The sequence below is a fragment of the Pseudomonas sp. LH1G9 genome, from assembly GCF_002949975.1.
Lineage (GTDB): Bacteria > Pseudomonadota > Gammaproteobacteria > Pseudomonadales > Pseudomonadaceae > Aquipseudomonas > Aquipseudomonas veronii.
The window spans coordinates 6,142,139-6,165,609 of record NZ_CP026880.1 but is presented as its reverse complement, the minus strand read 5'-3'; the positions used below and the strand labels follow the sequence as shown (position 1 = coordinate 6,165,609).

Here is a 23,471-nt window from a genome sequence, read left to right as displayed (position 1 = left end):
GCGATTGATGGCACTTTGCAAACTATTTGCGATTTAATGTGTCGATAAAAACCGACAGTGTTAACAGTTGTGTCAGGCAAGCCCGCTACGACTGACTTACACTGACTTCCACCCTTCTCATCTGTAACAAGGAATAACCTATGGGCGTGATCAGTGAGTTCAAGGCCTTCGCGGTCAAAGGTAATGTGGTCGACATGGCCGTCGGGATTATCATCGGCGCCGCCTTCGGCAAAATTGTTTCCTCGTTTGTAGGCGACGTGGTGATGCCACCGATCGGTCTGTTGATCGGCGGTGTGGACTTCGCTGATCTGGCGGTGACGCTCAAGGCTGCGCAGGGCGATGTCCCGGCGGTCGTGCTGGCCTACGGCAAGTTCATCCAGAGCGTGATCGACTTCCTGATCGTCGCGTTTGCGATCTTCATGGGGGTGAAGGCCATCAACCGCCTGAAACGCGAAGAAGCCGTGGCCCCCAGCCTGCCGCCGACGCCGAGCAAGGAAGAAGTGTTGCTGGGTGAGATCCGCGATCTGCTCAAGGCACAGAACGACAAACCGCTATAAGCCGTATCGGTTTGAACGAAGGCGCCTCCAGGGGCGCCTTTTTTGTTACCAGTAGTTCTCCACCGCCACCTGGCCGGGGCGCCGGGACAGGCTCAATTGCATATCGCGTTGTTTGAGCAACTGACGGGTGTCGTCGATCATCTGCGGGTTGCCGCAAATCATCACGCGCGAATGCTCTGGGGTCAGCGCGACGCCGGCTGCGCGCTCCAGCTCGCCATTCGCGATCAGGGTGGTAATGCGCCCGTGCAGGGCGCCGGGGTGCTGCTCGCGGGTGACCAGCGGCAGATAGGTCAGCTTGTGGGCGTACTCGGCCAGGTACTCACGCTGCGCCAGCCCCTGGATCAGCGACTGATAGGCCAGCTCCCTGGCTTCCCGGGCGCTGTACACGAGGATGATGCGCTCGAATTTTTCCCAGACCTCGAAGTCCTGCAGGATCGACAGGAACGGCGCCACTCCGGTGCCAGTGCCCAGCAACCATAAGTCACGACCGTCGACAAACCGGTTCAGGGTCAGGAAGCCTGTGGCCTGACGCTCGACCATCAACGTATCGCCGACGCGCAGACGGCTCAGCTCGCTGGTGAACTCGCCACCAGGCACCACGATCGAGAAAAAATCCAGGTACTCATCAAACGGCGACGACACCACGGAGTACGCGCGCCATACCGTGCTGCCATCGGCCTTGGTCACCCCCAGGCGCACGAACTGGCCGGCGGTGAACCGAAAGCCCGGGTCACGGGTGGTGCGCAGGGTGAAGAGGCTGGGGGTCAGCGATTGCACGTCGAGCAGGGTCTGGCGGGTAAATTTCTCAGCACTGGCCGTCATGGGGAGCTCCGTTCTACAGGTGCCCTAGTGTCCCCCAAAGTCACGTGCGGAAACACCCGCAGTCGGTAGTGGCATTGTGAATAGAGCAAAAAAAACCACAAGTTGATGGCTATTTAATTGCACTACTAAACATTTGGCTATTAGTCCAAGACACATCACAACATCGCCCCATAGTGCGATTGTCAGTGACGCATAACAGACGCTAAAACCCACTAAAAAAGGGCAAAACTTCGCAAAAAGTTGCGGACGGAAGTTGCACACCTGCTTAAAGAGTCTTAGAACACGACGAACAAGAACGAAAACTTCCGCTACAAGTGTAGTCCGTGTCCTACACTAATTTGCGTGCAACATTGGGGGCCAGGACGTACCCAAGTCACAAAGAACTCCATGGAGAGCTTCCGATGGTCAACTGGCGCAATACACGACTCCCTAAACTGGAAGGCGAGGACAAGATCACCAGTGTATTTGAAATGGTAATCAACAAAACCTACGAGCTTGGCTTCCAATTCTGTTCCTTCACGATGAGTTCACAGCGACCCACACACCCATGCAAACCGATTTGCCTCAACAACTACCCAAATGAATGGAACTCCCTGTACGACCAGGCCCACTTTTTCGACGTAGACCCGGTTGTCACCCACTGCAAACGTTGCGTATTACCGATCGTCTGGGAGGAAAAAGTGTTCGGCGCCGCGCCGAATTTGTGGGAACTGGCCCGGTCCTCTGGCGTGCATCTGGGGTGGACCCAGGCGGTCCACGATTTCCAGGGCGTGCTCAGCATGCTGACCCTGGGACGCAGCAAGGGCGAGGTCAGCCCGGAAGAGCTGTACGAAAAGGCCGGCCAGGTATTGTGGCTCTGTCATGCGATGCATGCGGTGGTCGCACAGAAATATGCCGACAAGCCCAACGCGCCTTCGGCCTGCAAATTGACACCACGGGAGACAGAAATCCTCAAATGGTCAGCCCTGGGCAAAACGGCTGCCGATATCGCCGCCATACTGTGCCTGTCGGAACGCACCATTGGTTTTCATCTCAAAAGCATCTTCACCAAAATGGGCGTCAATAACAAAATCGCTGCGGTGCTCTGTGCCTCGAAAGCAGGCTTGTTTTAACCCGCTTTGAAACACCGCATGTAATCACTCCAAAAAAAAAGTAACATTTACGGCCAACTCTGAGTGTTGACGCAGCCCCTCGGTGCCGCCTCGTAGTTCACTCAGACGGTTCCGCCGGCCGCCACAGCGCCTGCCGAACACCCATCGATTACCCAGAGCCTCCCCCGCCATGCCCCTGCTCGAAAGCCCGTTCGCCCAGCTCGATCTGATCCGCCAACCCGAGCAGCACAATGATCCGCTGCAGGCCTTCGACGCCGCCGACGAGTATCTGCTCAGCTACCTGGCCGAACAGCAACCGAACGCCGCAACTCGCGTGCTGGTGCTTAACGATAGCTTTGGCGCATTGGCCGCCAGCCTTGAGGGCCATGTGCAGGTGACATCCAGCGGCGACTCGTTTCTCGCCGCCCAAGGCCTGGAAAAAAACCTGCTGCGCAACGGCAAGGCGTTCGATGCGGTGTCGTTCATCCCCGCCAGCCAAGTGCCTGTCGGGCCATTCGACCGGGTGCTGATCCGCGTGCCGAAAACCCTGGCGCTGCTCGAAGAACAGTTGATCCGCCTGCAGGGCCAACTGGCGCCGGGCGCTGAAGTTATCGCCGCAGCGATGGTCAAGCATCTGCCACGGGCCGCCGGTGAATTGCTGGAGCAGTACATCGGGCCGATGCACGCGTCCCTCGCGCTCAAAAAGGCGCGGCTGTTGATCGCCACCGTTGGGGAGCGCCCGGCCGCCGTCTCGCCCTACCCCACCCGTTACGCCTTGGACACTCCAGCCATCGCCCTGCTCAACCACGCCAACGTGTTCTGCCGCGAAAGCCTGGACATCGGCACCCGCGCCTTCCTGCCACACTTGCCCACGGGCCTTGGCAGTGCGCGAGTCGCCGACCTGGGTTGCGGCAATGGCGTACTGGCGATTGCCAGCGCCCTGCAGAACCCGGACGCGCATTACACCTTGGTGGACGAGTCCTACATGGCCGTGCAATCGGCCGCCGAGAACTGGCAAGCGGCCCTGGGTGATCGCGAGGTCATCGTCCGCGCCGACGATGGCCTGGCCGGGCAGGCACCGCAATCGTTGGATGTGGTGCTGTGCAATCCACCGTTCCACCAGCAACAGGTGGTCGGCGACTTCCTCGCCTGGCGCATGTTCCAGCAGGCGCGCGAAGCGTTGGTGGTCGGCGGCGCCCTTTATATAGTCGGCAACCGTCACCTGGGTTATCACAGCAAGTTGGCGCGGCTGTTCCGGGGCGTCGAGCAAGTGGCCGCCACGCCCAAATTCGTCATTCTCAAAGCGCGCAAATAAAAAAAGACCCCGCCCCTCCAAAGAGGGGCAGGGTCAAAAACCGTGCCGCAAGGCAACGGGATGGGATGTCAGTGCGTGGTCAGGCCGGCCGCGCTCATGAACAGGCGCATCAGGCTGGCCACGATGAACAGGGCCAGCACGCTGCCGCTCCAGATCATCGCCAACCAACCAAGGCGCCGCCACAGCGGTTGCTTCTCAGCCTGTTCAATCTCGTGCAACGAAGGTTTGCCGGACATGAAACGACCCTCCTAGTGATAACCGTCTTCATGGGTGACCTTGCCGCGGAACACGTAGTAGCTCCAGAAGGTGTAGCCCAGGATGAACGGGATGATGAACAACGTGCCCACCAGCATGAAGCCCTGGCTTTGCGGCGGCGCGGCAGCGTCCCAGATCGATACCGACGGCGGGATGATGTTCGGCCACAGGCTGATCCCCAGGCCGCTGTAGCCGAGGAAGATCAGCACCAGCGTCAGCAGGAACGGCGTGTAGTGCGCGTTGCGCGCCACGGCGCGGATCAGCCCGTACATGGTCACCAGCACCAGGATCGGCACCGGCAGGAACCAGAACAGGTTCGGCAGAGTGAACCAGCGCGAGGCGATTTCCGGGTGCGACAGCGGTGTCCAGATACTCACGATACCGATCACCGCCAGCACCACGAAGGCCAATGGCCGCGCCAGGTCGTGCATCTGCTCCTGCAACTTGCCTTCGGTCTTCATGATCAGCCAGGTGCAACCGAGCAACGCGTAGGCCACGATCAGCGCCACGCCGCAGAACATCGTGAACGGCGTCGCCCAATCCAGTGAGCCACCGGCAAACTGGCGATCGACCACCGGGATGCCGTCGATGAACGCACCCAACGCGACGCCCTGGAAGAACGTGGCCGCCAGCGACCCGCCGATGAACGCCTTGTCCCACAGGTGACGCTTGTGGTCCTTGGCCTTGAAGCGGAACTCAAAGGCCACGCCGCGAAAGATCAGCCCGATGAGCATCAGCATCAGCGGCAGGTACAACGCCGACAGCACCACCGAATAGGCCAGCGGGAACGCACCGAACAATGCCGCGCCGCCCAGTACCAGCCAGGTTTCGTTACCGTCCCAGACCGGGGCGACGGTGTTCATCATCACGTCACGGTCGGTCTTGCCGGGGATGAACGGAAAGAGGATGCCGATGCCCAGGTCGAAACCATCCATGACCACGTACATCATGATGCCGAAGATGATGATCACGGCCCAGATCAGCGGAAGATCAATACCCATCTCAATGCCCCTTATGCTGGAGGTCGACGTGATCGTCATCGCTGCCGTCATCGGCCGCCGACAACGGCCGCGCCGGTGTGCGTTTCTGGCCTGGGCCACCGTGGGTTGGCTCGATGCCGTCGTGGGCCACCGGGCCTTTGCGCACCAGGCGCATCATGTAGCCCAAACCGGCGCCGAACAGCGCGAAGTACACCACCACGAACAGCACCAGGGTGATGCTCATCTGCGCCAGGCTATGCCCGGAGGACGCATCCGCAGTCCGCATCAGCCCGTAGACCACCCACGGCTGGCGGCCGATCTCGGTGGTGAACCAACCGGCGAGAATCGCGATCAAGCCGGATGGGCCCATCCACAACGCCAGGTACAGGAACGGCCGGGACGTATACATCTTGCCGCCCCGACGCAGCCAAAGGCTGAACAGGCCGGTAAAGATCATCAGGAAACCCAGGCCGACCATGACCCGGAACGACCAGAACACGATGGTCGAGTTGGGGCGGTCCTCAGGCGGGAACTCCTTGAGCGCCGGTACCTGTTTGTCCAGGGAGTGGGTCAGGATCAGGCTGCCGAGGTAGGGAATTTCCACCGCGTACTTGGTTTTTTCCGCCTTCATGTCGGGCCAGCCGAACAGGATCAGCGGCGTCGGCTCGTTGCCGATGTTTTCCCAGTGGCCTTCGATCGCGGCGATTTTCGCCGGCTGGTGCTGCAGGGTGTTGAGGCCGTGGAAGTCACCGATCACTGCCTGGATCGGCGCGACGATCAGCGCCATCCACATGGCCATCGACAGCATCTTGCGGATCGCCGGGTTGTCCTTGCCGCGCAGCAAATGCCAGGCCGCCGAAGAACCGACGAAGAACGCCGTCGCCACAAACGCCGCCGTGGCCATGTGCATCAGGCGGTAGGGGAACGAGGGGTTGAAGATCACGGCCAGCCAGTCTGTGGGGATCACGCGGCCGTCGATGATTTCAAAGCCCTGGGGAGTCTGCATCCAGCTGTTGGAAGCGAGAATCCAGAAGGTCGAAATCAGCGTGCCGACGGCCACCATCACGGTCGCGAAGAAGTGCAGCTTGCGCCCCACCTTGTTCCAGCCGAACAGCATCACGCCGAGGAAACCGGCCTCGAGGAAGAAGGCCGTGAGTACTTCATACGTCAGCAGCGGCCCGGTGACGGAGCCGGCGAAGTCCGAGAAGCGGCTCCAGTTAGTGCCGAACTGGTACGCCATGACCAAGCCGGAGACCACGCCCATGCCGAAGTTGACGGCAAAGACCTTCGACCAGAAATGGTAGAGGTCACGGTAGGTATCGTTATGGGTCTTGAGCCACAAGCCTTCCAGCACCGCAAGGTAACTCGCAAGGCCGATGGTGATCGCCGGGAACAGGATGTGGAACGAGATAGTAAACGCGAACTGAATTCGGGCGAGATCTAGCGCCTCCAAACCGAACATAAGTCTTCCTCTGTCAGGTAATACCGAATGCTGGCTGGAGGCCGCATCCACTGCCCCCACGGATATGGAGTGTGGCGAATTTCAATTCGTTTCTTTTTTTACCAACCACGTAGGGAGTCAGGCCTTGCGGCCGCCAGAACAAATCCTGAAATAGCTTTGATCTGGATCAATCACAGTCAAAAGAGTAGTCCCATTTTGGTAATTGGCTTGTGTGGTCTTTTGCCGCGTGACAGCTTGCCTCAGCGCAGTTTCTGCAACTGTTTGTTACAGCTTGATGCTAATCTCGGGTTTCCCTACCGCGCTGGCCCGAACTCCCGATGCCCAATGAACCCGCGTTGCTGTTGCGTCACCACCGCCCTTTCATCGCGTTCTGGCTGGCGCGGATCTTCACCGCCAGCGGCTTCCAAATGCTCACCGTGGCCATCGGCTGGAACCTCTATCAACTGACCGGCAACGTGCTGGACCTTGGCCTGGTCGGACTGGTGGAATTCGTTCCCCGCGTGCTGTTCATGCTGCACACCGGGCATGTGGCCGACCGCTATGATCGGCGCAAGGTGGCGGCCATCTGTCAGACCGTGCAGGCGCTGATTGCCGTGTCCCTGGCCATTGGCGGCCTGACCGGCAATGTGACCCGCGAGATGATCTTTATCCTCGCCTTCCTGCTCGGCGCCGCGCGCTCCTTTGAAATGCCCACCACCCAAGCGCTGCTCCCGAGCATCGTGCCCAGCACGCTGTTCCCGCGCGCCGTGGCCTCGTCGCAATCGGCCCAGCAACTGGCAACCATCGTCGCCCCGGCCCTCGGCGGTTTGCTCTATGCGTTCGGCAGCGTGTGGGTGTATGGCCCGACCGTGGTGCTGTACCTCATTGCCTGCACGCTGACCCTCAACCTGCCCGCGCGCCAGACGCCGCTGAACAAGGCCAAGGCCACGATGGACTCGCTGCTGGCCGGGATTCGCTTTATCCGCAGCAGGCCGGACATCCTCGGAGCGATTTCCCTCGACCTGTTCGCCGTGCTGCTCGGCGGTGCCACCGCGTTGCTGCCGGTGTTCGCCAAGGACATCCTGCTGACCGGCGCCTGGGGCCTGGGCCTGCTGCGTTCGGCGCCGGCGGTGGGCGCGCTGTTGATGTCGTTGTGGCTGGCGCGCTTCTCGGTCGACCGACACGTGGGCCGTGTGATGTTTACCGCCGTCGGGGTGTTCGGGGTGGCGACCATCGCTTTCGGCCTGTCCACCTCGTTCTGGTTTTCCCTGGCGGTGCTGGTGGTGCTGGGCGCGGCCGACATGATCAGCATGGTGATCCGCGCATCCTTCGTGCAATTGGAAACCCCGGACGACATGCGCGGGCGGGTCAGTGCGGTCAACGGCCTGTTTATCGGCGCGTCGAATCAACTGGGCGAGTTCGAATCCGGGATCACCGCCCACTGGTTCGGCACCGTGCCCGCCGTGGTCATGGGCGGGATCGGCACGTTGGTGGTGACCGGGACGTGGATCAAACTGTTCCCGACCCTGGCTCACCGCGACCGCATGCATGTGCCGCTGGACGAAGCCAAGGGCTGAACCTCACCACCAGCCGCTGCGGATATCCGTGACGTTCAGGGCCATTGATCAGCGGATATTGAGCTGGGTATTCAAGGTATTTCGCGGCGCGTTGATCGACGTGTTGCTGTATTCGAACCAGCCTTGGGCTTCGACGTTCAGGTCGAACACATAGATGTAGCCCATCAACATGCCCGCGCCATTGCAGGCCTGGCTGACGTTGCCGACCTGGCACACCGCAGTGCGTTGCCCGTTGAGTACCGCGCCATTGAAGCGCCCCATCGGGTTGTTGCCCAGGCCAACCTCCATCACCGACACCTGGGTAGGCCCACGGTGCGTACACATCTGTGTGCTCTGGGAGCGCTCCGGAATCGTTTCCACACACCCGGCCGACTCGACCTTGAACACCCGCACCTCGCTCAAGGCCGGTGCAGTCGCGCCCCACGCCGGTGCCGCACCTAACCACGCGCTGATACAAGCGATCAGAGCTAGACTCCACCGGTTGGCTTTTTTCATGCTGTCGATGACCCTGAATTAAACATCGGCGCAGTATGCCTCAAGGCCATGATTCACAGCCATGCGCCACAAAGCCAAGCCCGTGCGCCACACGGCCTCGGCTGCTGGTATGATGCGCCGCTTTTTCCGATCCTCTCTGAAACCACAGGCGCTTGGCGCAATTTGTGCTTTGACTTAGAGGTCAACAAATAACGACGCAACATAGCGTCACAGGGAGCAGGCATGCTGGAAAAGCTGTTTCAACTCAAAGCACACAACACGAACGTGCGAACCGAGATCCTCGCGGGCATCACGACATTCCTGGCCATGGCCTACATTTTGTTCGTGAACCCGAGCATCCTCGGCGAAACCGGCATGGACAAGGGCGCAGTGTTCGTCGCCACCTGCCTGGCAGCAGCCATCGGTTCGACCGTGATGGGCTTGATCGCCAACTACCCGATCGCGCTGGCGCCGGGCATGGGCCTCAATGCCTTCTTTACCTACACCGTGGTCCTGCACATGGGCCATACCTGGCAAGTGGCGCTGGGGGCGGTGTTCATTTCGGCGGTGCTGTTCTTCATGCTGTCGATCTTCCGCATCCGTGAATGGATCATCAACAGCATCCCCCTGCCCCTGCGCTCGGCGATTGCTGCCGGTATCGGCCTGTTCCTGGCGCTGATCGCCCTGCACAACGCCGGGATCGTGGTGAGCAACTCGGCCACCATGGTCGGCCTGGGCGACCTGAAACAACCGGCACCGATCCTCGCCGCCCTCGGTTTCGCGCTGATCGTCGCGCTGGAAGCCCTGGCGGTACGCGGCGCGGTGCTGATCGGCATCCTGGCGGTGACCATTGTCTCCATTCTGCTCGGCGTGACCCCGTTCGGCGGCGTGACCTCGATGCCACCGTCCCTGGCCCCGACCTTCCTGCAGCTGGATATCAAGGGCGCGCTGGACATCGGCCTGGTCAGCGTGATCTTCGCGTTCCTGTTCGTCGACCTGTTCGACAACTCCGGTACCCTGATCGGCGTGGCCAAGCGCGCCGGGTTGATGGACAAGGATGGCCACATGCCAAAAATGGGCCGTGCGCTGATCGCCGACAGCACCGCCGCCATGGCCGGTTCGCTGCTGGGCACCTCGACCACCACCAGCTACATCGAATCCGCCGCGGGCGTGAGTGCCGGTGGCCGCACCGGTTTGACCGCGGTCGTGGTCGCGATCCTGTTCCTGCTGGCGCTGTTCTTCTCGCCACTGGCCTCCAGCGTACCGGCCTTCGCCACTGCACCGGCGTTGCTGTTCGTGGCCGTGCTGATGACCTCGGGCCTGGCGGAAATCGACTGGGATGACATCACTGTTGCAGCGCCGGTGGTGATCACCGCCCTGGCGATGCCCTTCACTTACTCCATCGCCAACGGCATCGCCTTCGGTTTCATCGCCTGGACCGCCATCAAGCTGCTTTCGGGCCGCTACCGTGAGCTGAACCCGGCGCTGGTGATTCTGTCGATTCTGTTTGTGATCAAGCTGGGCTGGTTCAACGCATGACTTTTGACGCCGCAAGCTACACCGTTCAACTGCAAGACAAGGTCACGCGCTTGCGTGACCTGCTGGCACCGTTCGACGCGCCACAGCCTCAGGTCTTCGACTCGCCCCTGCAGAACTTCCGCCTGCGCGCGGAGTTCCGCCTGTGGCGCGAAGCGGGGGAACGCCACTACGCAATGTTCTCCCAGGACGACAAGCGCACGCCGATCCTGATCGACGAGTTCCCCATCGCCAGCCAGCGCATCAACCAGTTGATGCCGCAGCTCAAGGCCGCCTGGCAAGCCAGCGCCGCCCTGAGCCACAAGCTGTTCCAGGTGGAGTTCCTGACCACCCTGGCCGGCGACGCGATGATCACCCTGTGCTATCACCGCCCGCTGGACGAGCACTGGCACACCGCCGCGAACCAACTGGCCGCCGACTTGAACGTGAGCATCATCGGCCGCTCCAAGGGCAAACGCGATGTGATCGGCCATGACTACGTGGTGGAAAAACTCGACGTCGGTGGCCGCACGTTCAGCTATCGCCAACCCGAAGGCGCCTTCACCCAGCCCAACGGCACGGTGAACCAGAAGATGCTCAACTGGGCATACGACGCACTCGGCGATCGCCCGGACGATCTGCTGGAGCTGTACTGCGGCAACGGCAACTTCACCCTGCCGCTGGCCACCCGCGTGCGCAACGTGCTCGCCACCGAAATCAGCAAGACCTCGGTGAACGCAGCCTTGAGCAACCTCGATGAAAACGCAGTGGATAACGTCACCCTGGTGCGCCTCTCCGCCGAAGAACTCACCGAAGCGCTGAACGACGTGCGCCCGTTCCGACGCCTGCACGGCATCGACCTGAAAAGCTACGAATTCGGCAGCGTCTTCGTCGACCCGCCGCGCGCCGGCATGGACCCGGACACCTGCGAACTGACCCGGCGCTTCGACAACATCCTCTACATCTCCTGCAACCCGGAAACCCTGGCGGCGAACATTGCGCAACTGCATGACACGCACCGGATTACCCAATGCGCGATGTTCGACCAGTTCCCATGGACGCACCATATGGAGTCCGGGGTGCTGTTGACCCGTCGATAACCTCCCTTACGGCTCCTTGCGCGGCCGACCGCCCTTCTTGCCATTGGCTCGGGCGGCGGCGGATTTGGCCGCGCTGCTTTTACGGCCGTTGTGCGACGCCACCAGGCTCACGGCCAGATCCATCAAGGGCTGGCTGGTCGCAATCAGGCCGGTGATGGAAACATGCAGGTCGCGGGCTTCACAGCACAGCGCCTTGCCGCCAAAGCCGACCTCCAATTGCTCGAAGTCCTGCGCGGAAAACCCTTCGAACTCCGGAAGACCGGCCACCGGCAACATGATGCGACTGCCATCGCTGAAGCCGATGGAGATGCAGTCATCCTCGTAACGCACCGAGCAGGCATTGGCGTACACACGCTTCAGTTTGCGCCCCCGCACTATGGCCTTATCGATATCGGCCTCAGTGATCGGTACATCGGGCAAAGTTTTGGCTTTTACGATTTTCATAGATCAATCTCCACACAATCTGGCGCCCTGACCAGATTCAAAAGGGTTCGCTGCCCCGCCACATCGTGTCGGGCGTTTGCAATCACATAGACGCCACGCCGAATGATCAACCCCGGCACCACCTCGTCGGCGTCCCAATCCCAGGAGTGGTTCTCCAGGCAAACCGTTTGCAGTTTTTCCCACCAGACCCTTCGTACACGAGCCAGGATGTGTCGCTGCATCAACGTCTGGCGAATGCCCTCCAGAATCCCGCGGGGTGGCCGCCGCCGTTCGGGGTCTACATCCCAAAGCTCCACTCGCCCATCCAGAAAGCTGAAACGAAAACGCGCATCCCATTGCTTTCCCCTGACATGCACGTGAGGCGGGCAATGCTCATCCCTGAGAAACACCGCAATCACATGTCCTTTGTAAGTGCCTACTTTCATCGTAACCCATCCGTTAGGTTATTTTCCGCTGGGTAACACTTTTCCATGCATCACCCGACAACCGGCTCCTTGATCAGGGCGTTTTTCACAGCGTAGTAACAGCGGGCAAACCGTCGAATACGGTCTTGTAACGACTCATGGCAGCACCTGGAAATGCCCGGTCTCACTGATTAACGGTTCGATAATCGAACACATCTACCGCCATCGATTGACCAAATTAACCATTCAGTACATTTTATCCGCACAACGAACAATAACTGTGGAGATCCCCTTATGCCGCCCATCGTGCTGGTGCTAAACGGCCCCAACCTCAACCTGCTCGGCACCCGTGAGCCCGCCACCTATGGCCATGAAACCCTGGCCGACATCGCCGCGCTGTGTGGCCGCAGTGCCGAGCAACTGGGGCTGACCATCGAATTTCGCCAAACCAACCACGAAGGCGAATTGCTCGACTGGATTCACGGCGCCCGCGCCCGTTGCAACGGTATCGTGATCAACCCGGCGGCCTGGACCCACACCTCGGTGGCGATTCGCGATGCGCTGCTGGCCAGTGAAGTGCCGGTGATCGAGGTGCATTTATCCAACGTGCATGCGCGCGAGGCGTTTCGTCATCACTCGTTCGTGTCGCCCATCGCCAAGGCGGTACTCGCCGGGTTTGGCAGCCACGGCTATCACCTGGCCCTGGAACATTTCAGCCGCACGGTGAAAGGATGAGCCCGATGAAACCGCGCGTCCTCGCCGGCCTGATCGGCGCCGGCATCCAGGCCTCCCGCACGCCCGCCCTGCATGAACAGGAAGGTGACGCCCAAGGCCTGCGCTACCTGTATCGCCTGATCGACCTGGAACCGCTGCAGCTGGACATCAATGCCCTGCCCGACCTGCTGCAGGCCGCCGAGCAGATGAACTTCACCGGGTTGAACATTACCTACCCGTGCAAGCAGGCGATCCTGCCTTTACTCGATGAATTGTCCGACGAGGCCCGGGGCATTGGGGCGGTCAACACCGTGGTGTTCAAAGCGGGCAAACGCATCGGCCATAACACCGACTGCCTGGGGTTCGCCGAAGGTTTCCGGCGCAACTTGCAGGATGTCGTTCGGCGACGCGTGGTCCAGATGGGCGCCGGCGGCGCAGGCGCGGCGGTGGCCCATGCGCTGCTGGCGGAAGGAGTTGAGCACTTGAGCATTTTCGACGTAGACGCCAGCCGCGCCCAGGACCTGGCGGATAACCTCGCACACTGTTTCGGCCCGGGACGGGCCCAGGTCGGCACCCATCTGGAAAACGCCATGGCCGAGGCCGACGGGTTAGTGAACACCACGCCGATGGGCATGGCCAAACTGCCCGGCACGCCCGTGCCGCCGGCCTTGCTGCACGCGCAATTGTGGGTCGCGGAAATCGTGTATTTCCCACTGGAAACCGAACTGCTGCGCAACGCCCGCGCCTTGGGTTGCCGCACTCTGGATGGCGGCAACATGGCAGTATTTCAGGCGGTGAAGGCGTTCGAATTGTTCAGTGGCGTAGTGCCGGATGCACACAGGATGTTGGCGCACTTCCAGAGCATGAAGAGCTGACGGCCGAAACCGCATCCAAATGTGGGAGGGAGTTTGCCCCTCCCGCCTTGAATCCGCGCCAACCTCAGGTTTGCAGGTAACGCAGCACCGACTCGCAAATCATCTGTCGATGCCGCTGCTTAACCGCCTCGTCCGACAATTCGATCTGAAAAATCTCACTGAACGTATGGCGGTTGGATACGCGGTAAAAACAGAATGAGTTGATCAGCAGGTGAACGTCCAGCGGCTCCAGCCCCTCGCGGAACAGCCCCATTTCGGCGCCACGGCGCAAGGTCGTGCCCAGCGCGTCCAGGATGTTGCTGTTCATCGCCTTGATTGAATCGGAGCGCTTCACGTACTCGGCATTGTGGATATTTTCGATGCAGACGATACGCACGAAATCCACGTTCCGGTCGTGGTGATCGAAGGTGAACTCCACCAGCCGACTGATCGCTTCGCGCGGCTCCAGGGCCGTGAGGTTCATGCGTGATTCGGTGTTGCGGATATCGCCGTAGAGCTTCTCCAGCACCTCGACGTACAACTGCTCCTTGCTGCCGAAGTAGTAATAGATCATGCGTTTGGAGGTGTGGATACGCTCGGCGATCGCATCCACGCGAGCGCCGGACAGGCCCTGCTGAACAAACTCGACAATGGCTTCTTGCAGTATGTTTTCGCGGGTCTTTTCCGGGTTGTTCTTGCGACTCTTGCGCGGTGCGTCTGACACTGCGGAGAGATCGGGAGTCAAGGTCATGGTGCGCTCACGGCCGTTTTTTATTGTGCAGGCCGCGATTATGGGCCGCGGCGCTCCCCGAAGGAAGCACCGGCCCTGCCGTCACAACCGTGCCTGGCGTACCGCACCACTGCGCGACTTGGCCATCGCCGCCAGACGCACCGCCACATTGGCCGCACCGTAGCCGGCGTAGCCATGCTTGCGCTGGATGATCTCGAAGAAAAACCGCCCTTCGAACGGCTCGGTGTACACATGAAACAACTCACCGCCCTGGGCGTCGCGGTCGTACAGCACGTTGTAGTACGCCAGCTCGCTGAGGAACTCGTCGTCGAAATCGAAGCGCGCCGCCAGGTCGTCGTAGTAGTTGAGCGGGATATCCAGCAGCGGTACACCCGCCTCCTTGGCCCGGCGCACTTCGGCGAAAATATCCGCGCAGTCGAAGGCAATGTGATGCACACCCGAGCCGCGATAGCTCGACAGCGCGTGGGAAATCGCGGTGTTGCGGTTTTCGGAAATATTCAGCGGCAAACGAATCGAGCTGCAACGGCTGCGCAGCGCACGGCTTTTCACCAGGCCATACGGATCAGGCAGCACCACTTCGTCATCGGCCTCGAAATCCAGCAAGCTCTTGTAGAACAGCACCCAGCTGTCGAGGCTGTCGGCAGGCAAGGCCATCGCCATGTGGTCGATGCGCAAAAGCCCACCGCTGGTGGCAGCGCCCGGTTGCAGATTGAAATCGGTGTCGTATACGCCTTCGCTTGGGTCCACCAGGTAAATCAGGCTACCGTCCGGCGCGCGCACCGCCGCCAATTCCAGTTCATTCGGCCCGACCAGGCCACGATACGGCTGGCCCTTGTAGGCCACCGCCCGTTCCAGGGCCTTGGCGCTGTCCTTGACCCGAATCGCGGTGGCGCACAGCGACGGCCCATGCGCCTCGAAAAAGTTGTGGGCGAAGGAGTAGGGCTCGCAGTTGAGGATCAAGTTGATATCGCCCTGACGCAGCAGGCTGACGCTCTTGGAGCGATGCTGGCCGGCCTTGACGAAGCCCAGGCGCTCCAGCCATTGGGTCAGCTTGGCGCCGAGGTCTTCATCCACGGCAAACTCAAGGAACTCGATGCCGTCGTATTCGCTGGCGGGCGGGGTTTCGAAGAGGATATCCAGCGGTACGGCGGGGCGTTCCTGCGCCAGGCGTTGGCGGGTTTTCTCTTCCAGGTAGAGCAACGAGCGCAGGCCGTCCGCCGCGTTGGCTCGGGTTGGCGCGGCGCGGAAGCCGTCGTTGAAGATTTCCAGGGACAGCGGCCCGGTATAGCCGCTCTTGATGATCGGCGCGAGAAAACCCGCCAGGTCGAATTCGCCTTGGCCGGGGAAGCAACGGAAGTGTCGGCTCCACTCCAGCACATCCATGGCCAGGATCGGTGCGTCGGCCATCTGCACAAAGAAGATCTTGTCGCCGGGGATCTCGGCGATGGCGCTCGGGTCGCCCTTGAGCGACAGGGTGTGGAAGCTGTCGAGCAACACCCCGAGGCTCGGGTGATCGACCTGACGCACCAGGTTCCACACCTGCTGCCAGGTGTTCACATGCCGGCCCCAGGCCAGCGCTTCATAGCCAATGCGCAAGCCACGTCGGCCGGCGTGTTCGGCGAGCAGGCTGAGGTCATCGAGTAGAATACGTTCATCGCCCACGCAATCGGCCGAGGCGTTGCTGCACACCAGCACCAGGTCGGTGCCCAGCTCGTGCATCAGGTCGAATTTACGCTCGGCGCGCTCCAGGTTGCGCGCCAGACGGTCGCGGCGGCAGCCTTCAAAGTCGCGGAACGGCTGAAACAAGGTGATGGCCAGGCCCAAGTCAGTGCATATTTGCCTGACTTCCCGCGGGCTGCCGTCGTAATACAACAGGTCGTTCTCGAAGATCTCGACCCCATCAAACCCGGCGGCGGCAATGGCTTCGAGCTTTTCCGGCAGGGTGCCGCTCAAGGAAACAGTGGCGATGGAACGTTGCATGGGGCGACTCCCGGCAATTGTTATTTACAGTAAATTATTCGCCCCCTAGCCTAATGCAGCAATTGAAATGTACGAACCAGTTAGTTTTCAGGGCGATTATCGAACACAATGGCCATTGGCGAATTGACGATTTTTTAGCCACTGCGCACCATCGATTCCGTAACAAAACCCAGAACACACCATAAAAATTTCAAAAACGGGTAAACCCTCATGCCTTCGCAAAACTCCGTCCTGGCTGCGCGCCCGGCCAATCCGCACGCCGGCATCGGCGACAAGATCCGCGGTGCAATGGCCGTCGGTAAAACTCGCTGGGGCATGCTGGCCCTAGTGTTCTTCGCGACCACACTCAACTACATCGACCGCGCCGCCCTCGGCGTGATGCAACCGATCCTGGCCAAAGAAATGAGCTGGACGGCGATGGACTACGCCAACATCAACTTCTGGTTCCAGGTCGGCTACGCGATTGGCTTTGTGCTGCAAGGCCGACTGATCGACCGCGTAGGTGTCAAGCGCGTGTTCTTCTGCGCGGTGCTGCTGTGGAGCGTGGCCACCGGCGCCCATGGCCTGGCCACCTCGGCCGTCGGCTTCATGGTCTGCCGCTTCATCCTCGGGCTGACCGAGGCCGCCAACTACCCGGCCTGCGTCAAGACCACTCGCCTGTGGTTCCCTGCCGGCGAGCGCGCAGTGGCCACCGGCATCTTCAACGCCGGTACCAACGTCGGCGCGATGATGACGCCGATGCTGCTGCCGTTGATCCTGCACGTATGGGGCTGGCAAGCGGCGTTCCTGTGCATGTCGGCACTCGGTGGGATCTGGCTGCTGTTCTGGGGCTTGAAGTACTACAACCCGGAAGAGCATCCGACGGTTAAGCAGTCCGAACTGGACTACATCCAACGGGAAGTCGAACCGGAACAGCCCCGCGTCCCCTTCAGCCGCATCCTGCGCATGCGCGGCACTTGGGCCTTCGCCATCGCCTACTCGCTGACCGCGCCGGTGTTCTGGTTCTACCTGTACTGGCTGCCGCCGTTCTTGAACCAGCAATACAACCTGGGCATCAACGTCACGCAGATGGGTATCCCGCTGATCATCATTTACCTGACCGCCGACTTCGGCAGCGTGGGCGGTGGGATTCTGTCGTCGTTCCTGATCGGCCGCGGGATGAATTCGATCAAGGCGCGGCTGCTGTCGATGCTGCTGTTCGCCTGCTGCATCATCGGGGTGATCATGGCCGCCGGCTCCAGCCAGTTGTGGGTCGCGGTGTTCGCCATCTCCCTGGCGATTGGCGCACACCAGGCCTGGACCGCCAACATCTGGAGCCTGGTGATGGACTACACGCCCAAGCACATGATGAGTACGGTATTCGGCTTCGGCGGCATGTGCGCGGCCATCGGCGGCATGTTCATGACCCAGATTGTCGGCCACATCCTGACCGTGACGAACAACAACTACACCGTGCTGTTCACCCTGATCCCGGCGATGTACTTCATCGCGCTGACCTGGATGTACTTCATGGCACCGCGCAAGATTCCCAGGGTCGACGCCTGATTCAGCGCCGCCGCTGCTGCCAGGCAGCGGCCAACCCGCTCATGCAGATCACCCCGATGCCGACCACCGTGGTCAGGTCGGGGGTATGCGCAAACACCAGCCAGCCCAACACGCCCGCAAACACGATCTGGCAATAGCCGAACGGCGCCAGCAAGGCCGGCGCCGCGAAGCGGAAGGCCTGGGTCAGCAGCAAGTGCGCGGTCATCCCGCAGGTGCCCAACGCCAGCATCAACACGCCGTGCCACAGGGTTGGCACTTGCCAGAAGAACGGCACCATCGCACTCATCACCAAGGTATTGCACAGGCCGGCGAAGAAGTTACTGGTGGTGGGCGTGTCGTATTGGCTGAGGATGCGCGTGAGCAGTTGGTAGAAGCAGAAGAACAATGCCGAGCACAGCGGCAGCAGCACCGCCGGGGTGAACAGTTCACCGCCCGGGTGGATGATCACCAGCACCCCGACAAACCCGCAGATCACCGCCAGCCATTGGCCACGCGTCACGTGTTCACCGAGCAGAGGCACCGACAGCGCCGTCACCAGGATCGGCGCAAGGAAGTTCACTGCGGTGGCTTCCGCCAGCGGGATGTAATGCAGCGCGGCGGTAAAAAACAGGCTGGTACCCAACAGGCACAGGGCCCGCACCACCTGCATCCCCGGCCGTTTGCTGCGCAGCACGCGCAAGCCCGATTGCGGCAGGAAAATCCCGGCCATCAACAAGGTATGCACCAGGTAACGCGCCCACACCACCATCACGATCGGGTAGAACCCGGCCAGGAATTTGGACAAGGCGTCGTGGCTGGAGAACAGAAAAGTCGCCACCACAATCAGCAGAATGCCTTTGAAGGGATGGTTGACGCCGGAAAGTGGGGTGCTGACAGTCATTGAATTCTCTTGCGTGGCGGGCTGAACGCGGTGGTACTCAACCCGTTAATCTAGCAGTCGGGCATGCGTCTGCCCCAAGAGCATAACCAAACACCGTGCGAACAGCGCACTAAATCACTGCAATCGAGTCCAACGCTGCACGTTCGCCCCGGCGTTGCACACTTTTTAACCAAGGCCTTGCCGCTATGAAAAAAACTGTCTTTCTTCTGTCTACCCTTGCCCTGCTCACCGCGTGCAACCAAGAGTCCAAGGCGCCCGCCAAACCCGCGCCGCCTTCCGTGCAAGCGACCCTGGTGCCGCAAACCCCACCCACCGACAGCTGGGTCGGCAAATGGATCGGCGTCGAAGGCTTGCACCTGACCATCGCCAAGGACGACAGCATCGGCCGTGGCCACTACCTTCTTACCATGCAATACGGCCTCGACGCCGACGCCGCCGGCACCTTCAAAGGCGAAGCGGCCGAAGACGGCATCGCCTTCACCCGCCCCGATGGCCCGCAACAGCTGCGCGCCGGTGACGGTGCGGCAACCGGGTTGAAATGGCTGGCGGATAAAAAGAACTGCCTGATCGTCGCCACCGGCGAAGGCTATTGCCGTTAATCACGACCATAATCAATCACGCTTAGCACACAGAGGATTGCCCCATGCTATGGAAAAAAGGCCGACGCAGCGACAACGTGGTGGATGCCCGCGATGACAGTGGCGGTGGTGGTGGCGGCATGCGTTTTGGCGGCGGCAAGGGCCTGAGCCTGACCGCGATTGTGTTGATCGTCGGCATCGGCTGGCTGACCGGCCAGGACCCGCTGCAGATCCTCGGCCAATTGACCGGCCAGTTGGAGCAGGCGCCCTCGGTGAGCACCCCGTCGCGCCAGGCGCCGCCGGCCAATGATGAGCAAACCGACTTTGTCCGTGCGGTGCTCGGCGATACCGAAGACACCTGGGCCCAGGTGTTCCAGGAAAACGGCTTGGCCTACAAGAACCCGAAACTGATTCTGTTCCGTGGCCGGGTCAATTCCGCCTGCGGTGGCGCCACGTCCGCCAGCGGCCCGTTCTATTGCCCGGCGGATCAGCAGGTGTACCTGGACCTGGATTTCTTCCGGGAAATGTCGCAACGCTTCCAGGCCGCCGGCGATTTTGCCCAGGCCTACGTGATCGCCCACGAAGTCGGGCACCACGTGCAGACCTTGCTCGGCATCTCGTCGAAGATCCAGGCTGCACGCCAGCAAGGCCGGCAGATGCAAGGCGACGGCGGCCTGCTGGTGCGTCAGGAGCTACAGGCCGACTGCTTTGCCGGCGTGTGGGCCAACCGCGCGCAAAAACGCCTGAACTGGCTGGAACCCGGCGATATCGAAGAAGCGCTGAATGCGGCCAACGCGATTGGCGATGACCGTTTGCAGCAACAGGGCCAGGGCCGTGTCGTGCCGGACTCGTTTACCCACGGCACCTCGGCGCAGCGCGTGCGTTGGTTCAAGACCGGCTTTGCCCAAGGCCAGATCACTCAATGCGACACCTTCGCGGCCAAGAGTCTTTAAATGCATACGCGATTGCGAATGCTGCTGGGTGTGCTGGTCGCCTGCAGCGCCTCCACCTGGGCCGCCGAGCAGGGGGTCAAGGCGGTCAGCCCCGAGCGCTTTCACCTGCCGGCCGGCGACCTCAGCCTCGGCTTGAGCCAGGACTGGAGTAAACCCCTGCCCAACGTCACCCGTGCGTTGATCATCGTGCATGGTCGCCTGCGCAACGCACAGACCTATCTGCAGAGCGCTGAAGACGCCGCCGAACATGCCGGGGTTGGCGGCACGACGCTGGTGGTCGCGCCGCAGTTTCTCAATGACTCGGACGTGAAACGCCATCACCTGGCCCCGCAAGTGCTGCGCTGGAACGGCAATGACTGGATGGCCGGCGAGCCCTCCACGGGCCCCGGCCAGGTCAGTTCCTACGGCGCCCTGGACCAGATTATCGAGCACCTGGGCAACCGCACCGTGTTCCCGACACTGAAAGAGATTGTGGTGGCCGGCCACTCCGGCGGCGGCCAGGTGGTGCAGCGTTTCGCGCTCACCGGCCATGCTCAACCAAGCCTGCAAAGCGCGGGCATCCGCCTGCGCTATGTGGTGGCCAACCCGTCGTCCTACGCCTACTTCAGCCCGCAGCGCCCGGTGCCGTTCAAGGTCGCCGACTGCCCTGGCTTCAATGACTGGAAGTACGGCATGCAACACCTGCCCGCCTATGCCAAGGGGCAAAGCGCCGAGCAACTGGAACAGGCCTATGTGTCGCGTGACATCACCTACCTGCTGGGCCGGCAAGACACCGACCCGAACCACCCGGCGCTGGATAAAAGCTGCGAAGCCGAGACTCAGGGCGCGTACCGCCTGATTCGCGGGCACAACTATTTCGACTACCTCAAGCAGCGCCACCCGCAACTGACCCAGAAGCTGGTGGAAGTGCCGGGGGTTGGGCATAACGGCGATGGGATCTTCACTTCGCCTGAAGGACAGAAGGCACTGTTCTCTCAGTAATACCTGCAGAAACCGGCTCAACCTGTGGGAGGGGGCTTGCCCCCGATTGCGGTGTAACAGTCAGCAAATTTTTAACTGACAGACTGCTATCGGGGGCAAGCCCCCTCCCACATTTGATCTTTATTGCCCGGGCTGGATCATCCGGCGCAATACCGCACAATCCTCGGCATGCCAGTCTGCCAACTCCGGCCACGGGTTCTCCGGCAGGTTGACCAACACCGTTCTGGTCCCCGCCGCCCGGCCGCAATCCAGGTCAAAGCGGTAATCCCCCACCATCACCATCGCACTGGGCGATACATCCCAGGCCGCCGCCAGTTTCAGCAGGCCGCCTGGGTCGGGCTTGGGCGGCGCATCATCGCGCCCCAGTACATCCTCGACGGCAAAGCAGTCCGCCAGGCCAATCGCTTCCAACGTCACATGCGCCAGCTCCCGCGCGTTGCGGGTCAGGATGCCCAGGCGACAACCCCGCCCGGCCAATTCCCGCACCAGTTCCACCGAGCCTTGCGCCGCGACCGAACCCAGCGCCAGCTCGCGCTCATGCTCCAGCAACCAGGCATGTTTGGCCGCCGCGACATCCGCCGGCAATGCTGCGAGGTGGGTGAGGATGTCATCCTCGGGCGGAATATCCAGCGCTACGCGAATGGCCGCGAAATCATGCACGGCCACCGTGAGGGTGCCGTCCATGTCGAACACCCAATGTTTAATCTGCGCCAGACTCATGCCCAGTCCTTACGGTGGCGGATCAGGCCTTCCTGAGTGACCGAGGCCACCAGTTGCCCAGCGCGGTTGTACACGCTGCCCCGCGAAAAACCACGGGAATTGCCGGCCCACGGGCTGTCCATGGCGTAGAGCAACCAGTCATCGGCGCGCAGGTCGGCGTGGAACCACAGCGCGTGGTCGAGGCTGGCGACCTGCATGTCTTTCTGCCACACGGTCTTGCCATGGGGCAGCAGCGACGTGGTCAGCAAGCCGAAGTCCGAGGCGTAGGCCAGCAGGTACTTATGCAGCGCCGGCGTGTCGGCCAGGGCGCCATCGGCGCGGAACCACACGTACTTGACCGGGTCGGACGGCTGCGGGTTGAACGGGTCTTTTTCGGTCACCGGGCGCACTTCGATCGGCTTGGGGCACAGCAACTTGTCGCGCATGTGCTCGGGGATCAGGTGGACGCGCTGCTTGGTCAGTTCCAGCTCCGACGGCAGGTTTTCCGGGCCGACCACCTCGGGCATGCTGGTCTGGTGCTCGAAGCCGGCTTCGTCGTACTGGAACGACGCGCTGCAGGTAAAAATCGGGTGGCCCTTCTGGATCGCCGTCACGCGGCGTGTGCTGAAGCTGCCGCCATCGCGCACGCGGTCCACCGAATACACCACCGGCAATGCGGCATCGCCGGGGCGCAGAAAATAACCGTGCAAAGAATGCACGTGCCGCTCGGCTTCTACGGTCTGGCTGGCAGCCGACAGCGACTGGCCGAGCACTTGCCCGCCGAACAGTTGGCGAAAACCCAGGTCCTGGCTGCGGCCGCGAAAGAGGTTTTCCTCGATCGGCTCCAGGGTCAGCAAGTCCACCAGATCTTCCAATACTTGGCTCATAGAGCAACTCCTACAATCTATGGGGCATTCCGGGCTGCTTATCCGTGCAGCGTGTCCAACCATTGGGCGCGGGTGATGCGGTACAAAACATGCGGGCGCAGCGGGTCATCGGCCGCGACCTTGGGGTGTTCAAAATCTGCCTGGGGATCGTAATGCATCCCGATGGCTTGCATGACTTTTTGTGATGGCAGATTGGTTTGGGTGGTGAAGGCGACGATTTCGTCCAACTGCAGGCGGTCGAAACCACAACGCAACGCGGTCCATGCCGCCTCGCTGGCATACCCCAGGCCCCAATGCTCACGCGCCAGGCGCCAGCCGATTTCCACCGCAGGGGTGAAGGCGGTTTCAAAGCTGACATTCTGCAACCCGGTCAGGCCGATGAACTCGCCGCTGTCCTTGCGCTGCAAGGCCCACAGGCCGAAGCCGTATTCGGCGAAATGCCCACGAATCCGGCCGATCAACGCGGCGCTTTCCAGGCGGTCCAATCGGGTCGGGAAATAACGCATCACCTGCGGGTCGGCGCACATGTGCGCAAACGCCGGCAGGTCGGCATCGCGCCATTGGCGCAGCACCAGGCGTGCGCTGTGCAATTCCAGTATCGGCTCCATGGGTCCCCCTCCCTTGCCATGTGCGTGAGTGTACCGCGCTGTTAAGATCCGTCGCAGGTTCCCGTC

The 23,471-nt window shown here is 61.4% G+C and carries 25 protein-coding genes; 12 read left to right on the top strand and 13 right to left on the bottom strand.

The genetic code is table 11. The annotated features are described in order from the left end of the window. The first annotated feature begins 140 nt into the window (after positions 1-140). Positions 141-557, top strand: coding sequence for a large-conductance mechanosensitive channel protein MscL (mscL, locus tag C5F70_RS28650; protein ID WP_104904397.1), 417 nt, complete (start codon positions 141-143; stop codon positions 555-557). A 45-nt stretch (positions 558-602) separates the two neighbouring features. Here mscL and C5F70_RS28645 read toward each other — a convergent pair whose 3' ends face one another. Continuing rightward, positions 603-1,379, bottom strand: coding sequence for a ferredoxin--NADP reductase (locus C5F70_RS28645; RefSeq protein WP_046381980.1), 777 nt, complete (start codon positions 1,377-1,379; stop codon positions 603-605). Positions 1,380-1,780: 401 nt separating this feature from the next. Here C5F70_RS28645 and C5F70_RS28640 point away from each other — a divergent pair, with 401 nt between their 5' ends. Both C5F70_RS28640 and C5F70_RS28635 read left to right on the top strand, forming a co-directional pair. After that, entirely contained in the window at positions 1,781-2,491 is a 711-nt protein-coding gene (locus tag C5F70_RS28640; protein WP_104904396.1) for a LuxR family transcriptional regulator, read from the top strand. 169 nt (positions 2,492-2,660) lie between these two features. Beyond that, positions 2,661-3,785, top strand: coding sequence for a class I SAM-dependent methyltransferase (locus tag C5F70_RS28635; protein ID WP_046482168.1), 1,125 nt, complete (start codon positions 2,661-2,663; stop codon positions 3,783-3,785). 68 nt (positions 3,786-3,853) lie between these two features. Here the strand turns inward: C5F70_RS28635 and C5F70_RS28630 are convergent, their stop codons facing one another. From C5F70_RS28630 to C5F70_RS28620, 3 genes are read right to left on the bottom strand one after another with little or no spacing between them, the layout of a single operon-like run. Further along, the gene (locus C5F70_RS28630) at positions 3,854-4,021 is read right to left on the bottom strand and encodes a DUF2474 domain-containing protein (protein ID WP_017848279.1); all 168 of its coding nucleotides are present in this window, start codon (positions 4,019-4,021) and stop codon (positions 3,854-3,856) included. A 12-nt stretch (positions 4,022-4,033) separates the two neighbouring features. Then, positions 4,034-5,041: a cytochrome d ubiquinol oxidase subunit II gene (cydB, locus tag C5F70_RS28625; protein WP_046381977.1), complete on the bottom strand. Its 1,008-nt coding sequence runs from the start codon at positions 5,039-5,041 to the stop codon at positions 4,034-4,036. Between the two features lies 1 nt (position 5,042). Next, positions 5,043-6,482 (bottom strand): cytochrome ubiquinol oxidase subunit I, encoded by a 1,440-nt coding sequence (locus tag C5F70_RS28620; protein ID WP_017848281.1) that lies wholly within the window; start codon positions 6,480-6,482, stop codon positions 5,043-5,045. Positions 6,483-6,799: 317 nt separating this feature from the next. On the opposite strand from C5F70_RS28620, the gene C5F70_RS28615 reads away from it, so the two are divergent. Next, a complete protein-coding gene (locus tag C5F70_RS28615) occupies positions 6,800-8,038 on the top strand; it encodes an MFS transporter (protein WP_017848282.1) in 1,239 nt (412 codons plus the stop codon). 48 nt (positions 8,039-8,086) lie between these two features. On the opposite strand, the gene C5F70_RS28610 is transcribed toward C5F70_RS28615, so the two are convergent. Then, positions 8,087-8,533 (bottom strand): DUF4879 domain-containing protein, encoded by a 447-nt coding sequence (locus C5F70_RS28610; RefSeq protein WP_104904395.1) that lies wholly within the window; start codon positions 8,531-8,533, stop codon positions 8,087-8,089. A 222-nt stretch (positions 8,534-8,755) separates the two neighbouring features. On the opposite strand from C5F70_RS28610, the gene C5F70_RS28605 reads away from it, so the two are divergent. Both C5F70_RS28605 and trmA read left to right on the top strand, forming a co-directional pair. Further along, on the top strand, positions 8,756-10,051 hold the full coding sequence (locus C5F70_RS28605; protein WP_017848284.1) for an NCS2 family permease: 1,296 nt from the start codon (positions 8,756-8,758) through the stop codon (positions 10,049-10,051). Further along, complete coding sequence (gene trmA, locus C5F70_RS28600) at positions 10,048-11,127, top strand: tRNA (uridine(54)-C5)-methyltransferase TrmA (RefSeq protein WP_046381974.1); 1,080 nt, start codon at positions 10,048-10,050, stop codon at positions 11,125-11,127. The genes C5F70_RS28605 and trmA overlap by 4 nt, the downstream gene beginning before the upstream one ends. Positions 11,128-11,133: 6 nt before the next feature. Here trmA and C5F70_RS28595 read toward each other — a convergent pair whose 3' ends face one another. Continuing rightward, positions 11,134-11,571, bottom strand: coding sequence for a DUF2442 domain-containing protein (locus C5F70_RS28595; protein ID WP_046381973.1), 438 nt, complete (start codon positions 11,569-11,571; stop codon positions 11,134-11,136). Continuing rightward, positions 11,568-11,996 carry a DUF4160 domain-containing protein gene (locus C5F70_RS28590; protein ID WP_104904394.1) on the bottom strand — a complete coding sequence of 143 codons (429 nt, stop codon included), beginning with the start codon at positions 11,994-11,996 and terminating at the stop codon, positions 11,568-11,570. Before C5F70_RS28590 ends, C5F70_RS28595 begins: the two co-directional genes overlap by 4 nt. Positions 11,997-12,269: 273 nt before the next feature. On the opposite strand from C5F70_RS28590, the gene aroQ reads away from it, so the two are divergent. Next, entirely contained in the window at positions 12,270-12,710 is a 441-nt protein-coding gene (gene aroQ / locus C5F70_RS28585) for a type II 3-dehydroquinate dehydratase (protein ID WP_104904393.1), read from the top strand. A 5-nt stretch (positions 12,711-12,715) separates the two neighbouring features. After that, positions 12,716-13,564 carry a shikimate dehydrogenase gene (locus tag C5F70_RS28580; RefSeq protein ID WP_046482177.1) on the top strand — a complete coding sequence of 283 codons (849 nt, stop codon included), beginning with the start codon at positions 12,716-12,718 and terminating at the stop codon, positions 13,562-13,564. Positions 13,565-13,628: 64 nt separating this feature from the next. Here the strand turns inward: C5F70_RS28580 and C5F70_RS28575 are convergent, their stop codons facing one another. Beyond that, entirely contained in the window at positions 13,629-14,294 is a 666-nt protein-coding gene (locus C5F70_RS28575) for a TetR/AcrR family transcriptional regulator (RefSeq protein WP_017848290.1), read from the bottom strand. 81 nt (positions 14,295-14,375) lie between these two features. Next, positions 14,376-16,274 carry a 3-dehydroshikimate dehydratase QuiC gene (quiC, locus tag C5F70_RS28570; RefSeq protein WP_017848291.1) on the bottom strand — a complete coding sequence of 633 codons (1,899 nt, stop codon included), beginning with the start codon at positions 16,272-16,274 and terminating at the stop codon, positions 14,376-14,378. 210 nt (positions 16,275-16,484) lie between these two features. Here quiC and C5F70_RS28565 point away from each other — a divergent pair, with 210 nt between their 5' ends. Then, positions 16,485-17,819 (top strand): MFS transporter, encoded by a 1,335-nt coding sequence (locus tag C5F70_RS28565; protein WP_046482183.1) that lies wholly within the window; start codon positions 16,485-16,487, stop codon positions 17,817-17,819. A 1-nt stretch (position 17,820) separates the two neighbouring features. Here the strand turns inward: C5F70_RS28565 and C5F70_RS28560 are convergent, their stop codons facing one another. After that, a complete protein-coding gene (locus C5F70_RS28560) occupies positions 17,821-18,699 on the bottom strand; it encodes a DMT family transporter (protein ID WP_017848293.1) in 879 nt (292 codons plus the stop codon). Between the two features lie 185 nt (positions 18,700-18,884). Between C5F70_RS28560 and C5F70_RS28555 the strand changes: the two genes are divergently transcribed. Genes C5F70_RS28555 through C5F70_RS28545 form a run of 3 tightly spaced genes read left to right on the top strand, consistent with a single transcriptional unit; the run spans position 18,885 to position 21,211 of the window. After that, positions 18,885-19,298 carry a lipoprotein gene (locus C5F70_RS28555; RefSeq protein ID WP_046482185.1) on the top strand — a complete coding sequence of 138 codons (414 nt, stop codon included), beginning with the start codon at positions 18,885-18,887 and terminating at the stop codon, positions 19,296-19,298. Positions 19,299-19,342: 44 nt separating this feature from the next. Continuing rightward, on the top strand, positions 19,343-20,230 hold the full coding sequence (locus tag C5F70_RS28550) for a neutral zinc metallopeptidase (RefSeq protein WP_017848295.1): 888 nt from the start codon (positions 19,343-19,345) through the stop codon (positions 20,228-20,230). Beyond that, on the top strand, positions 20,231-21,211 hold the full coding sequence (locus C5F70_RS28545; RefSeq protein ID WP_104904392.1) for a hypothetical protein: 981 nt from the start codon (positions 20,231-20,233) through the stop codon (positions 21,209-21,211). It abuts the gene before it with no gap. Between the two features lie 120 nt (positions 21,212-21,331). Here the strand turns inward: C5F70_RS28545 and C5F70_RS28540 are convergent, their stop codons facing one another. Genes C5F70_RS28540 through C5F70_RS28530 form a run of 3 tightly spaced genes read right to left on the bottom strand, consistent with a single transcriptional unit; the run spans position 21,332 to position 23,405 of the window. Further along, positions 21,332-21,931, bottom strand: coding sequence for an HAD family hydrolase (locus C5F70_RS28540; RefSeq protein WP_104904391.1), 600 nt, complete (start codon positions 21,929-21,931; stop codon positions 21,332-21,334). Then, a complete protein-coding gene (gene tesB / locus C5F70_RS28535; protein WP_017848298.1) occupies positions 21,928-22,797 on the bottom strand; it encodes an acyl-CoA thioesterase II in 870 nt (289 codons plus the stop codon). Before tesB ends, C5F70_RS28540 begins: the two co-directional genes overlap by 4 nt. Positions 22,798-22,835: 38 nt before the next feature. Further along, positions 22,836-23,405: a GNAT family N-acetyltransferase gene (locus C5F70_RS28530; RefSeq protein WP_046482192.1), complete on the bottom strand. Its 570-nt coding sequence runs from the start codon at positions 23,403-23,405 to the stop codon at positions 22,836-22,838. Between the last annotated feature and the right edge of the window lie 66 nt (positions 23,406-23,471).

Coding starts and splice junctions, on each gene's coding strand:
- mscL (WP_104904397.1), top strand. CDS start 141: ATGGGCGTGATCAGTGAGTTCAAGGCCTTCGCGGTCAAAGGTAATGTG.
- tesB (WP_017848298.1), bottom strand. CDS start 22,797: ATGAGCCAAGTATTGGAAGATCTGGTGGACTTGCTGACCCTGGAGCCG.
- C5F70_RS28595 (WP_046381973.1), bottom strand. CDS start 11,571: ATGAAAATCGTAAAAGCCAAAACTTTGCCCGATGTACCGATCACTGAG.
- C5F70_RS28630 (WP_017848279.1), bottom strand. CDS start 4,021: ATGTCCGGCAAACCTTCGTTGCACGAGATTGAACAGGCTGAGAAGCAA.
- C5F70_RS28620 (WP_017848281.1), bottom strand. CDS start 6,482: ATGTTCGGTTTGGAGGCGCTAGATCTCGCCCGAATTCAGTTCGCGTTT.
- quiC (WP_017848291.1), bottom strand. CDS start 16,274: ATGCAACGTTCCATCGCCACTGTTTCCTTGAGCGGCACCCTGCCGGAA.
- C5F70_RS28645 (WP_046381980.1), bottom strand. CDS start 1,379: ATGACGGCCAGTGCTGAGAAATTTACCCGCCAGACCCTGCTCGACGTG.
- C5F70_RS28590 (WP_104904394.1), bottom strand. CDS start 11,996: ATGAAAGTAGGCACTTACAAAGGACATGTGATTGCGGTGTTTCTCAGG.
- C5F70_RS28565 (WP_046482183.1), top strand. CDS start 16,485: ATGCCTTCGCAAAACTCCGTCCTGGCTGCGCGCCCGGCCAATCCGCAC.
- C5F70_RS28575 (WP_017848290.1), bottom strand. CDS start 14,294: ATGACCTTGACTCCCGATCTCTCCGCAGTGTCAGACGCACCGCGCAAG.
- C5F70_RS28545 (WP_104904392.1), top strand. CDS start 20,231: ATGCATACGCGATTGCGAATGCTGCTGGGTGTGCTGGTCGCCTGCAGC.
- C5F70_RS28550 (WP_017848295.1), top strand. CDS start 19,343: ATGCTATGGAAAAAAGGCCGACGCAGCGACAACGTGGTGGATGCCCGC.
- C5F70_RS28555 (WP_046482185.1), top strand. CDS start 18,885: ATGAAAAAAACTGTCTTTCTTCTGTCTACCCTTGCCCTGCTCACCGCG.
- cydB (WP_046381977.1), bottom strand. CDS start 5,041: ATGGGTATTGATCTTCCGCTGATCTGGGCCGTGATCATCATCTTCGGC.
- C5F70_RS28635 (WP_046482168.1), top strand. CDS start 2,661: ATGCCCCTGCTCGAAAGCCCGTTCGCCCAGCTCGATCTGATCCGCCAA.
- C5F70_RS28615 (WP_017848282.1), top strand. CDS start 6,800: ATGCCCAATGAACCCGCGTTGCTGTTGCGTCACCACCGCCCTTTCATC.
- trmA (WP_046381974.1), top strand. CDS start 10,048: ATGACTTTTGACGCCGCAAGCTACACCGTTCAACTGCAAGACAAGGTC.
- C5F70_RS28580 (WP_046482177.1), top strand. CDS start 12,716: ATGAAACCGCGCGTCCTCGCCGGCCTGATCGGCGCCGGCATCCAGGCC.
- aroQ (WP_104904393.1), top strand. CDS start 12,270: ATGCCGCCCATCGTGCTGGTGCTAAACGGCCCCAACCTCAACCTGCTC.
- C5F70_RS28605 (WP_017848284.1), top strand. CDS start 8,756: ATGCTGGAAAAGCTGTTTCAACTCAAAGCACACAACACGAACGTGCGA.
- C5F70_RS28640 (WP_104904396.1), top strand. CDS start 1,781: ATGGTCAACTGGCGCAATACACGACTCCCTAAACTGGAAGGCGAGGAC.
- C5F70_RS28610 (WP_104904395.1), bottom strand. CDS start 8,533: ATGAAAAAAGCCAACCGGTGGAGTCTAGCTCTGATCGCTTGTATCAGC.
- C5F70_RS28540 (WP_104904391.1), bottom strand. CDS start 21,931: ATGAGTCTGGCGCAGATTAAACATTGGGTGTTCGACATGGACGGCACC.
- C5F70_RS28530 (WP_046482192.1), bottom strand. CDS start 23,405: ATGGAGCCGATACTGGAATTGCACAGCGCACGCCTGGTGCTGCGCCAA.
- C5F70_RS28560 (WP_017848293.1), bottom strand. CDS start 18,699: ATGACTGTCAGCACCCCACTTTCCGGCGTCAACCATCCCTTCAAAGGC.